The 12145-nt window shown below is 65.3% G+C and carries 8 protein-coding genes; 2 read left to right on the forward strand and 6 right to left on the reverse strand.

The window, feature by feature from the left end:
- The gene (gene glgP, locus C4900_RS15700) at nt 1–2556 is read left to right on the forward strand and encodes an alpha-glucan family phosphorylase (RefSeq protein ID WP_065970881.1); all 2556 of its coding nucleotides are present in this window, start codon (nt 1–3) and stop codon (nt 2554–2556) included.
- Between the two features lie 71 nt (nt 2557–2627).
- On the opposite strand, the gene C4900_RS15705 is transcribed toward glgP, so the two are convergent.
- A complete protein-coding gene (locus C4900_RS15705) occupies nt 2628–3986 on the reverse strand; it encodes a sigma-54-dependent transcriptional regulator (RefSeq protein ID WP_065970882.1) in 1359 nt (452 codons plus the stop codon).
- Nucleotides 3987–4220: 234 nt separating this feature from the next.
- Here C4900_RS15705 and C4900_RS15710 point away from each other — a divergent pair, with 234 nt between their 5' ends.
- Complete coding sequence (locus C4900_RS15710) at nt 4221–4619, forward strand: DUF4168 domain-containing protein (protein WP_065970883.1); 399 nt, start codon at nt 4221–4223, stop codon at nt 4617–4619.
- A 107-nt stretch (nt 4620–4726) separates the two neighbouring features.
- Here C4900_RS15710 and C4900_RS15715 read toward each other — a convergent pair whose 3' ends face one another.
- The 5 genes from C4900_RS15715 to pgi all read right to left on the reverse strand — a co-directional run.
- Nucleotides 4727–5917 carry an acyltransferase family protein gene (locus tag C4900_RS15715; protein ID WP_065970885.1) on the reverse strand — a complete coding sequence of 397 codons (1191 nt, stop codon included), beginning with the start codon at nt 5915–5917 and terminating at the stop codon, nt 4727–4729.
- 426 nt (nt 5918–6343) lie between these two features.
- Complete coding sequence (malQ, locus tag C4900_RS15720) at nt 6344–7834, reverse strand: 4-alpha-glucanotransferase (RefSeq protein WP_065970887.1); 1491 nt, start codon at nt 7832–7834, stop codon at nt 6344–6346.
- Complete coding sequence (locus C4900_RS15725) at nt 7831–9531, reverse strand: glycoside hydrolase family 57 protein (protein ID WP_065970888.1); 1701 nt, start codon at nt 9529–9531, stop codon at nt 7831–7833. Before C4900_RS15725 ends, malQ begins: the two co-directional genes overlap by 4 nt.
- Nucleotides 9521–10786: a glucose-1-phosphate adenylyltransferase gene (glgC, locus tag C4900_RS15730; RefSeq protein WP_065970961.1), complete on the reverse strand. Its 1266-nt coding sequence runs from the start codon at nt 10784–10786 to the stop codon at nt 9521–9523. Before glgC ends, C4900_RS15725 begins: the two co-directional genes overlap by 11 nt.
- Before the next feature lie 108 nt (nt 10787–10894).
- On the reverse strand, nt 10895–12145 hold a 1251-nt coding region (gene pgi, locus C4900_RS15735; RefSeq protein ID WP_114283592.1), incomplete at its 5' end, for a glucose-6-phosphate isomerase.

Below are 12145 nucleotides of genomic sequence, written 5' to 3' on the forward strand. Positions count from 1 at the left end.
GTGCCCGGTACCCGTTATCCCCTGGAAGTCCAGCCGCTCATTCCGCAAAGATTGGCGCGCCTCACAGAGCTCGCAGCTGACCTTCTCTACAGCTGGAACCGATCCATCCGCGCGCTGTTCGTGCGCCTCGACCCGAGACTCTGGGAGCAGTGCGGGCGCAACCCCAAACTCATGCTGCGCCGTGTCGCGCAATCGCGGCTCGACGAGGCCGCGGCGGATCCGCTGTTTCTGGAGGAGTATCAGCGCGCCCTGTCCATATACGACACCTACCACGCCGTGCGCCTGTCCTCCAAACGGACGGACATCGACCCGCGGACCGATCTTGTCGCCTACTTTTGCGCCGAATTCGGTCTCCACGAGAGCCTGCAGATCTACTCCGGCGGCCTTGGCATACTGGCCGGCGACCACTGCAAGGCGGCAAGCGACCTGGGCCTCCCGTTCGTCGCCGTGGGTCTCCTGTACCGGCAGGGGTACTTCACCCAGACCATAGACGCGCAGGGTAACCAGATCGTCGGCACCGCGCCGGCCTTGCTCGCTGATCTCCCGGTGACGCCGGTGTGCGACCATGAGGGGCATGAGCTGCGGGTGTCGGTCACCCTTCCCGGGGGCCTTGTGGCACTTAAGGTGTGGCGCGTGGCGGCCGGGCGCATCCGCCTCTATCTGCTCGACAGCGATGTCCCAGAAAACACTAGCGCCGACCGTGGCATCACCTGCCAACTCTACGGTGGCGACCGCGACACCCGGTTGCGTCAGGAGATCGTCCTGGGCATAGGCGGCGTACGCGCGCTGCGCGCGTTGGGTCTTGCGCCCACCGTCTGGCATATCAACGAGGGCCACCCCGCCTTCCAGATCATAGAGCGTATCCGCGAACTCACGACCCAAGGCCAGGATTTCGACAGCGCCATGGAGGTCGTGGCGGCCGGCACGGTGTTCACCACCCATACACCCGTACCTGCCGGCCATGACATCTTCGACCAGGAACTGTTCGGGCGCTACCTCGAACCCTATGTCGCCGATCTTGGGATCACCCTGGATGAACTGAAGTCTTTGGGATCGAGCCCTATAAGTCAGGGTGGATTCAACATGACCGCCTTCGCCCTGCGCGCATCGCGTCTGCACAATGGCGTAAGTCGCATCCACGGCGGGGTCGCCTCGCGTATGGAGGCCTACGTCTGGCCGCAGATCCCATGGATGGAAAACCCCGTCGGGTATGTGACCAACGGCGTGCATGTGGCAACCTTTCTTGCCCACGAATGGAGCAGCTTGTTCGACGTACGCTTTGGCAGCGAGTGGCGCAACAAGCTCACCGAGGCCGACTACTGGGCGCGCATCGACACCATTCCTGACCACAGCTACTGGAGCGTCCACCAGTCCCTGAAGGGCGCGATGCTGGAGGCTGTACAAAAGCGCGTCACCCGCCAACATCGGCGGAACGGGGCAGGTGAGGGCGTGATCCGGCGACTTACGCGGCAACTGGAGCCCGACGCCAAGACACCGCTTGTCATAGGCTTTGCGCGGCGCTTTGCGACCTACAAACGCGCCGGCCTGCTGTTCGAGGACCCCAAGCGGCTCGCGCGCCTTTTGAACGACCCAGATCGGCCGGTGCTGCTGCTCTTTGCCGGCAAGGCCCACCCTCATGACCACCCGGGTCAAAACCTGATCCGCCTGATCCACGAGTTCTCACGCAGCCCGGAATTCGAGGGCAAGGTTATCCTGATCGAGGGCTACGATCTCGCGCTCGCGCGAAGGCTCGTGACCGGCGTCGATGTCTGGCTGAACACCCCGGAGTATCCCCTGGAGGCGAGCGGCACATCGGGACAAAAGGCTGCCATCAACGGCGTCGTGAATCTGAGCGTCCTTGATGGCTGGTGGGGTGAAGGCTATGCCGGCGACAACGGTTGGGGCATCTGTCCGCACAAGGGTCCGATCGACAACGATCAGCGCACCCGAGAGGAGAGCGCGGAGGTGCTGGATATCCTGGAGCAGCAGGTCGTGCCTCTCTATTTCAATGCCGCCGAGCACGGCTATTCCCGATCGTGGATCGCCATGTCCAAAGCGGCGATGCGGCGCGCCATGCCGGTCTTCAATGCCGAACGCATGGTGCTCGAATACGCGCGCGACTATTATCGCAAGGCCGCCGGCCATGCGCGGCAGCTGGCGGCCGACGAGGCCGCGGGAGGGCGCGCGCTGGCACGCTGGAAGCGGCAGGTGAGCAGCGCCTGGAGCGGGGTGCGTCTCGAGCGCGGCCAGGACATCCCTGAAGCGGTCAAGGTTGGCGAATCCCTGCACCTTACGGTACTCGTCCACGGCAACGGCCTGCGCCCGGACGACCTCATCGTCGAATGCCTGTTCGAGTCCAGCGACGACCTAGGCGAGGTGCTGCTCCGCGATCAGGCGCCGTTCGTGGCAGACGGCGTCGATGGCGAGGGGCGCCTCGTCTTTCGTCTCGACCACGAGCCCCGGACATCGGGATTCCAGACGCTTCGTATCCGCGCCTACCCCTACCACGCCCTGCTCGCCCATCGTTTCGAGCTCGGCTGCATGGTGTGGTTATAGTCGCCGGCGTGATCGGCCCACCTGCATCCCCGGTTTGGAACCGCCGGGGATGGGGCAGGCGTGTATCCCGGTCACGATGGCGTAAGCCAGCGATAGAGCGTGCGTCGCTCGATCCCGAGGATACGCGCCGCCGCCCGCTTATTGCCACGCACCCGCCGCAGGACCTCGTGCACGTAGGCGCGCTTGCATTCCTCCAGGGTCACGAGATCGCTCGTGCCGGCCTGGTCGGGGGGCGTGGCGCACGCCACCGGACCCTGCGCCCGACCATCGGGACGACACACGCGCTCGGGCAGATCCCAGACACCGATGCGCGGGCCACGCGCAAACGCCGCCGCCGACTGGACGATGTTGCGAAGCTCGCGGACATTGCCCGGGAAGGCATAGCCGTGCAGCACATGCAAGGCCTCGGTCTCGAAACCGTCTACGGCACTACCCATCTCCGTATGGCACGCGCGCAGGAAGTGCCGCGCCAAGACTGTGATGTCATCACATCGACCGGCGAGGCCCGGCAGGCTCACAGTCAGCACATCAAGGCGATACAAGAGGTCATCGCGAAAACGCCCGCGCGCGGCCGCCAGCGCCAGGTTTCGGTGGGTGGCGGCGACGATACGCACATCCACCTGATGCTCGCGCACCGCCCCCACCGGCCGCATCCACCCGCCCTCGAGGGCGCGCAGAAGCTTGGCCTGGGCAACCAGGGGCATCTCCCCGATCTCGTCTAGAAACAAGGTCCCACCGTGGGCTGCGGCAAACAGCCCCTCGCGGCTGCGATTCGCGCCGCTGAAGGCCCCGGCGGTATAACCGAAAAATTCGCTCTCCCACAAAGACTCGGGTACCCCTCCGCAATTGACGGCTACGAAGGGGCCCTTGCGGCGCGCACTCTCACCATGGATCGCGCGTGCCGCAAGCTCCTTGCCGGTGCCGCTCGGCCCACTCAGCAGTACCGGCACATCGACACGCGCGGCGCGTACCAGGCGCTCGATCAGCGCCCGCATATCCGTGCCACATCCGAGCATTCCGTGAAACCGCAGGACGTCCGGTACGGGCGGCGACGATCGACGCGCGCCGGCCGCAGACAAGCCCAGCGCCTCGTGGGCCTGGACAACGGCCGCCGGCAGGGCGGCACCCTCGGCACGACGCGGGCCCCCGTCGTGCCCATCGCCCGCAACCGGCGCCGCGGGCCGCGGCGACAGCATCATGAACGCCGGTGGCCTTGCCGCGGCGCGTATCCCCGCACACAAGGCCATGCTGCCGACCTCCCATGGCAGGCCGCTCACCACCAGATCCGCCGGCCAGCGCGGCAGGAGCGCCAAGGCATCATGGGCGCTCGCCGCCGTCTGCACCACGGCGCCGGCGTCCGACAGTCCCTGCTCTAGCTGCGTACGCGCGATATCACTCTCATCCACTATCAGGATCTTTGATCCTTGCATGCCTCCTCCCCCCTGGCACCACGCCCACGACCTGTGGCATGACGCCTCTGTATTACCGCCTCATGTGTCGTTTCGACACAGGCGCGCACCGAAAGTGTCGCGCTCGGCGACCACCGCGCACCCGCGTCCCGGCGCACAACCGCGCCCCTCACCCCGCAGACGGCGGCAGACGGGGCGGCTGGCACGGGCATTGCACTCCCTGGGCGAGCCAATCAATCGAGGAAAGACATCACGATGGAGTCATCCCGAACCGCCCTGCGCCTCGCCCTGACGACCGCGATCACACTCGCCTCCGCAAGCGCGTTTGCCGCCACCCAGGCGCCCGCTGCCGCCACCGCGCATATGCCGCCGCCGGGGGCCACGGCCATGCCGCGCATCGGCCACACGACCCTGAAACACTTCGTGACCGCCATTCGTCATGTCTCGCAGATCCGCGCCGCCTACGCCAAAAAGTTGCAGGCGATGAAGGGGCAGCCGGGCGCGGCCCGCGGGATCCAGGTGCGCGCGCAGCAGTCCATGATCGCCGCCATCAAGGGGCAGCACCTCACTCTGCCGCAATACAACAACCTCGTCCGGCAGGTCGACGCCGACCCCACACTGCGGGCCCGCGTGCTGCACATGCTGCGCCAGTAGTCACAAGGCCGTGGCGCCCCACGGGCGCCACGGCCCTTCTTTCCTATCTTTTTGCCCGCGCCGCGTCCCAGCAACAGTTGCGTGCGCGCGACCCATGCCGGCTGCCTCTAATCCGATGAGGCGGAGACCCCGGTCCGGCGCACCGTCACCCCCTCTCCCAAGGCCCGCGCCATGCGCGCGGCCGGTCGCTCCAGCCAGCGGTAGGCCATATCGGCCGTCAATAGCGTGGCCACGAAGGTGCCCGCCAGCAAGGGCGCGAGAGCGATATGTCCATAGAACAAATGGAGCGCCGCGAGAAGCACGAGCGGGTGAAAGAGGTAGAGACTGTAGGATATGCGCCCGAGATACTGGAAGACGCGGTGGTCGAGCAGCGCCTTGACGGCGGGTTCATAGGCGATCACCACGAGTCCCAGGGCGGCCCCCATCATGGTCGGCCAGTCGTGGACCAACATGCGGTGATCGCCGAGCACAGCCAGGGTGCGCGATCCGTAAAAATAGAGCGCGAAGGCCAGCACCCCAAGGATGAGTCGCCGTCCCGATGATAGCGTAAGATAACGCCTCTTCACCGCATCCCTGTGACAGGCGAGCAGGGCGCCCAACGCAAACGGCGCGAGATAATAGACCGTATCGCTATAGGCGGTAAGCCCTCCGCCCATGACCGTCGCCGCCCACGCCCCGCCCGCAGCCGATGCCGCGCCGCGCACGAAGATAGTCGCGACGGCCAGGGCCGCAAAGGGCAGCCAGGCCACGGTCCACGCCGACCGCCTCACCCACACGACGATCAGCGGAAAGATGAGCGAGACCCGCATCTCCTGCACGAGCGTCCAGATCGTGAAGTCGTAGCGATCCGAATTGAAGGCATCCACGAAACCGGCGTGCTCCCAGAGTGAGCTTACATTCGGCGACCAGGACCAGAACTTGTTGATCCACGGGCCCAGCCCCGGCAACGGTCCGGTATACAGGAAGGCGGCGCCCAGGATGCCGAGAATCACCGCCCCGGCGTAGGGCAGATAAAGGCGCACGACGCGCTTTTTGAGATAGGCGCCATAGCTCAGACCGCCACGCTCCCACATGATGTAGAGCACATAGCCGCTCAATACAAAGAAAAAGACCACCGCCGCGCGGCCCGCCCAGGCCAGTCCAAGCGGGGTATAAGACAGCCATTGCAGGGTATGATAAGCGTGCGCATAGCGGCGTCGGCCGGCATCGGCCAGGACCAGCACATAGTGCGACAAGACCACCGACACGGCCGCGAGTCCGCGCGTGGCATCCAGTGATCTGACCCGCCCATCCGCCAACGCAGTCCCCCGTGCCCCAACGCCACGCCCGCCCCTTGCCGACGCCTACCTCTGTGTAGAGGGCCGTAGACCTCAGCAGTTCCCGTCGTACGCCGATCAATCCGGCACCGTAGGTGGTGGGTAACAGGTACGGCCTGGGTGCGATGCGCCACGATCATGGCGCTGCGACCGACATCCTTCCCCTCGGTGGGCATCGCCATCGACCCTGAGGTACCCATCGGCGCAGGCCCCGACCCCCTATTCGACCGCTCGCTGCAACGGGGGTTGATCTGCTACGACGGGCGATGTTTGTGCGCAAGGGGCCCCAGCATTGATGCCGGAGAGGGAGGGTGTCGATCGCGAGGCGATCACCGTCCCCTGGTTGATCCATGGGGCGCAATCGTCGCTGAGTACCACAATATTATTGATTATTAATTCTATAAAACATTAGCGGCCCGGATTCGTGCGCCCATACAGAAATGCCAGACGCGCGAGACGCGCTGGGATGGCCTCCGCGACATCCTCCCAATGGAACCGGAATCCCCAATTTCCGCCGCACTTCCCCGGGGTATTCATGCGCGCGCTACTGCCAAGACTCAGCACGTCCTGCCACGGTACCACGGCGAGACCGGCAACCGAGGCGATGACCGCGCGCATCACCGCCCACGCCGGGTCGCCGTTGGCATCCGGCAGATAATCATGCACGAGGGTCCGTTCGCGCGCGGTCAGCGCCGCATACCAACCGGTCGTGGTGTCATTATCGTGGGTGCCAGTATAGGCCACGCTGTTGGCCTGGTAATTGTGCGGGAGATGCGGATTCCCGGGATCACCGTCGAAGCCAAATTGCAGGACACGCATGCCCGGCAGATCGTAGCGGTCGCGCAGGGCATGGACATCGTCTGTGATGATACCGAGATCCTCGGCAATCAAGGGGAGATCCCCAAAGGCCTCTTGTAGGGCCTGGAGCAAGGCATCGCCGGGCACCGCCATCCATTCCCCGCCGGCCGCGGTAGGTGCCGAAGCCGGGACCGCCCAGGACGCGACGAAGCCGCGGAAATGGTCTATCCGCAACCAGTCGAACAGCTCCCGCTGGGTGCGCACCCGCTCGCGCCACCAGGCAAAGCCGTCGGCGGCCATGCGCGCCCACCGGTAATGCGGATTCCCCCAGCGCTGGCCGTGCGCCGAGAAATAATCGGGCGGCACGCCGGTCACGATCTCCGGGCGTCCGTCGGCATCCAGCACGAAAAGATCGCGGTGTGCCCAGACATCGGCGCTGTCCTCGGCGACAAAGATCGGCATGTCCCCGAAAAGACGCAGGCCGCGCGCTGCGGCATAGCCGCGCAGCGCGTGCCACTGCCGGAAAAATACAAACTGCGCGAACGCCACCGCCTCGCAGGAATCGGACCCCGGATAGGCCGCCAGTGCCTGCGGATCGCGATCCTTGAGGGCCGCCGGCCACTGCCACCAAGGCGCCCCGCCACACTGGGCCTTGATGCATTCGTAGGCGCAGTAATCCGGCAACCAAGCCGCATGGCGTACACGGAATTCCTGGAATTCGGCCTGGTCGGCGGCCGACGCATGCACCGCAAAACCGTGATAGGCGGCGCTGAGTGCCACCTCGCGCGCGGCGGCATCGGCCAAGGCCGCGCGGGCCTCGGCCATCCCGATCCAACCGCATTCAGCGAGATCTTCGAGGTCTATAAGTCCGACATCACCGGCATGCGCTGAGGGGCTATTGTAGGGTGAGCCGCCACCGGGCGGACCGAGCGGCAGGACCTGCCAGACGCTCACCCCGGCCGCCACCAAGACATCCACGAAGCGTCGCGCGTGCGCGCCCATGGTGCCCTTGAGACCGTCCCCGGGCAGGGAGCTTGGATGTAGCAAAACGCCCAGGCGGCGACGATCGAGGACCGGCGTGCCGCGCCGCTTAACCGTCATAGCGCCCCGGACGAACGCATGGCACCACCGCGCTCGGAGCGGTCTGCGCCCTGCTGAGTGAACCCCTCCCCGGCAAGCGGAGATGGCGGCTCACCGAGGATGTGATAGAGGTCGGCGATGTGGCGGCGATACAGACGCTCGAAATCCTGCACCGTATCGCGCGGATTATAATCGCCGAACCACCAGCACCAGTCGGAGCCCTCGCATACCGCCAGCGCCTCGCTGGCGCGCTCGGCGTCCTCGGGTGACAGCCGACCCTGGGCCATGACGCGATCATAGTCGGCCTTCGCCTGGACGAGGATGTCCCAGGCACGGTTCTTGTCGGGGCTGCCGATCCAGGTCGCGAAGGTGCCATTCACCCAGCTACCGGCGATGAGCGGCGGAAGCATGGCCGGGGCATGGCCCTCATCGATATATTGCGAGAAGGTCGTGAGATGGATCTGTGGGTGGGCCACCAATCGCTCGTAGAGCGCACGCAGGAAGTAGTACCCGTTCTCGGGGTAATACTCCCAGGCATTCTCCCCATCCATGATGATTGCGACCAGCGGCGCGTGACCGGGCTGCGCGGCGCGGGCGATGGTCTCCAGGTGCGAGATCAAGTTGCCGACGGCATCGTCGGCGTGCCAATCGGCATAGGAAAACCCGATCAGATCCGACAGGCCGTCGTCGCGAAAGACGCAGCGCACGGTCCGCCCCGGCTCCCCATAGATCCTGTGACACTGGCCATGGCCGCCGTCCTTGCCGCCCGCCTGCAGACTATGGCGCAGGACACGCTCACCCGATGCCGTCCACTTGATCCCGGCGTCATCAAGCAACGCCAGCATCTGCGCGCTAAGACCGCCCTCGGCCGGCCAGCAGCCGGCGGCAGCGAACCCGAAATGTCGAGCGAAGGCCTCCTGACCTGCCCGGATCTGCCAGCGCGCCCGCGCCTCGCCGCCCGGATAGTGCGGGGCGACCGGCAGGCGCACGTCCGGCTGCGCCTCGCGCGCCACCGCAAAATCGAGCAAAAGCGGCACGATCGGGTGCGTGTAGGGGGTAAACGACAGCTCCACTTGTCCGCTTTCGGCAAGCCTCCGGTAGCGAGGCACGAGGCCGGTCAGGATCTCCTCCGCCACCCTCAACACGGTGATCGCCGACTCCTCGTCGAAGCCCTCACCTCTTTGCAGAAGTGGGGCGATGCGCGCGTCCGCGCGCCGTACCGTCTCACCGAACCAGCCCAGGTGATACCAGACGACGAGATCGCGCAGATAATGGCAGTCGAGGTAACCGGAAAGCCCGGGGTCAGCGACCACGGGCGCGGCCAGCGCCACCAGGCGCTTGAACGCCGGGAACCGGTCGATCACGCGTGCCTTGTTGGCCTTGAGACAGGCCGCGATGAGCGCCGCGCGCTCCGGCCCAGGCGGCGGCCAATGACCGGCGAGCGCCGCGAGCAGCGGATCGCGCAGCGGCGTGCGCTCGCGTAGATAGGCCTGCAGCTGTTGCCCATAATCCGCAATCTGATCGAGCAGAACAGGTGAGAAATTGACGACGGCGCGCGCCCCTGGCACCGACTCGATATGCGCCGCCATATCGACGTAATCCTTGATGGCATGCAGATACACCCATGGCTGCTGGTACTGGCCATCGGACAGGCGCCGGTACTGCGGCTGATGCATGTGCCAGCACAACACCAGATTCAAGCGGTCATCACCGGACATAATGCAATTCCTGGCCCAGCATCTCGGGCGTCACCACGACGACCCCTTCCGGCGTCACATGATAACGGCGTGCGTCCTCGTCGTGATCCCAGCCTATGACACTGCCCTCAGGTATGCGACACCCTTTGTCGATGATCGCGCGCCGGATACGGCTATGCCGGCCTATGTCGACACTGCCCATGACCACCGAATCGATCACCTCCGCGTAGGAATGCGCATGCACCGCCGAAAACAACAGCGAATGACGGATACGCGCCCCAGAGATCACACAGCCGCCCGACACCATGGAGTCCACGGCCATGCCGCGGCGCCCGTCATCCTCATCGAAGATGAACTTGGCCGGCGGATACTGCTCCTGATAGGTCCAGATCGGCCAGGAGGTGTCATACAGGTTGAGCTCCGGGGTCACGCCGACCAACTCCATGTTGGCCTCCCAGTAGGCATCCAGCGTGCCGACGTCGCGCCAGTAGGCCGATTGTCCACTGCCATCGCCCGAGAAGGCATAGGCCATGACCCGGTACCGATCTATGGCCCCGGGAATCACGTTATGCCCGAAATCATGCCGCGAGGCCTTGGTATCGGCATCCTTGACAAGCTGCTCATAGAGGAAGCGTGCGCTAAACACATAAATTCCCATGGAAGCGAGTGCGGTGTTGCCACCCGCGACGGTCGGTATCGGATCGGCTGGCTTCTCGTCGAAGCGCACAATGCGCCCCATGTCGTCTGTGGCCATGACCCCAAAATCGCTCGCGCGATCGAGTGGGACATGCACGCAGCCTACGGTGAGGTCTGCGCCTTTGCGCACATGATGGGCAATCATCGGCCCGTAATCCATCTTGTAGACATGATCGCCGGCCAGGATCAGGACGTAATCCGGGTCATGATTGCGCACGATATCGAGGTTCTGGTAGACCGCATCGGCGGTCCCCGCGTACCACGAGGACTCGATACGCTGCTGCGCCGGTAAAAGTTCCACGAACTCCCCGAAATCCCCGCGCAAGGTCCCCCAGCCTTTCTGGATATGATGGATGAGGGAGTGGGCCTTGTATTGGGTCAAGACCCCGATGCGCCGGATGCCCGAGTTCACGCAATTCGACAGCGGGAAATCGATGACCCGGAACTTGCCCCCGAACGGCACTGCCGGTTTCGCGCGCCACATCGTCAGGTGCTTCAGCCGCGACCCGCGGCCGCCGGCAAGGATGAGCGCCAGGGTGTTGCGGGTAAGCTGGCTTACAAATCGGGGGGCCTGATCCATCGACAGCATTTCCTCATGTTGTGGTGAAAGGGTGGATCCCATGGCTCAGCGCCGCCCACGGCCTTTGTCCGGCCTTGTCTTGCAGGACGCTCATCCACGCATAGTGCATCAACTCCCGGTGCGGCGCGCCAAATAACGGCCGATCAGGGCACGGGTGGAGCTGTCGTGGGCACCCTCGCCGATGCCGCCGCGGATCTCGGAGGCGATGCGCCGCGCAAGCACCTTGCCAAGCTCCACCCCCCACTGATCGAAGGAATCGATACCCCACACCACACCCTGCGTAAACACGCTGTGTTCATAAAGCGCAATGAGCGCGCCCAGCACACGCGGCGTCAAGGCCTCGCCGAGAACGATAGTGGTCGGGCGATTGCCCTCGCACACCCGATAGGGGATCTGCGCCGCCGGCACGCCCTCTTCGGCAAGCTGCGCCGCCGGGCGCCCAAAGGCCAGGGCCTCGGCCTGAGCCAGAAGGTTGGCCATCAAAAGGTCCTGGTGACCCGGCAGATCGGCGGATGAGCGGCAAAATCCGATCAGGTCGCAGGGCACGGCCTTGGTTCCCTGGTGCAGCAGCTGATAGAACGAGTGCTGGGCGTCGACCCCGGGCTCGCCCCACACGATCGGACCGGTCTGATAGGTCACCGGCCGTCCGGCGAGATCGACGTGCTTGCCGTTGCTCTCCATCTGCAACTGCTCCAGATAGGCCGGCAGACGCGCCAGCCCGTGCGCATAGGGCAATATCGCCTGGGTCTCCATGCCATGGAAATTGTTGTACCACACAGACAGCATCCCCATGAGCACCGGCAGATTACATTCGAGCGGCGCCGACTGGAAGTGCTCATCCATGTCGCGAAAGCCGGCGAGCATCTCCCGGAACCGCTCGGGCCCGATGGCGATCATAAGCGCCAGGCCGACCGCCGAACCCAGGGAGTACCGTCCCCCGACCCAGTCCCAGAATACGAACATATGGGCGGCATCGATGCCAAAGCGCGCGACCTCCGCCGCGTTGGTCGAGACCGCGACGAAATGCGCGGCCACTGCCGCGTCAGAGCCCAGCCCGGCCACGCACCATTGGCGCGCACTGCGCGCATTGGTCATGGTCTCCTCGGTCGTAAAGGTCTTGGAACAGACGATGAAAAGGGTCTCCGCGGGGTCCAGGTCCGCGGTCGCAGCACGCAACGCCTCGGAGTCGACGTTAGCCACGAAGCGCACGGCGATCGCCGGATCGGCGAACGGCCGCAGCGCCTGGCAGGCCATTTCCGGGCCGAGGTAGGAGCCGCCGATGCCGATATTGATCACCGTGCGGATGCGCTTGCCGCTATAGCCAGTCCACCTACCGTCGCGCACCTTGTCGGCGAACGC

Origin of the sequence: Acidiferrobacter thiooxydans (assembly GCF_003333315.1) — a bacterium.
In the GTDB taxonomy this organism is placed as follows: domain Bacteria; phylum Pseudomonadota; class Gammaproteobacteria; order Acidiferrobacterales; family Acidiferrobacteraceae; genus Acidiferrobacter; species Acidiferrobacter thiooxydans.

Excerpts from the sequence above, each read along its gene's own strand:
- C4900_RS15705 (WP_065970882.1), bottom strand. The coding sequence starts at position 3,986 with ATGCAAGGATCAAAGATCCTGATAGTGGATGAGAGTGATATCGCGCGT.
- C4900_RS15710 (WP_065970883.1), top strand. The coding sequence starts at position 4,221 with ATGGAGTCATCCCGAACCGCCCTGCGCCTCGCCCTGACGACCGCGATC.
- malQ (WP_065970887.1), bottom strand. The coding sequence starts at position 7,834 with ATGACGGTTAAGCGGCGCGGCACGCCGGTCCTCGATCGTCGCCGCCTG.
- C4900_RS15725 (WP_065970888.1), bottom strand. The coding sequence starts at position 9,531 with ATGTCCGGTGATGACCGCTTGAATCTGGTGTTGTGCTGGCACATGCAT.
- glgC (WP_065970961.1), bottom strand. The coding sequence starts at position 10,786 with ATGGATCAGGCCCCCCGATTTGTAAGCCAGCTTACCCGCAACACCCTG.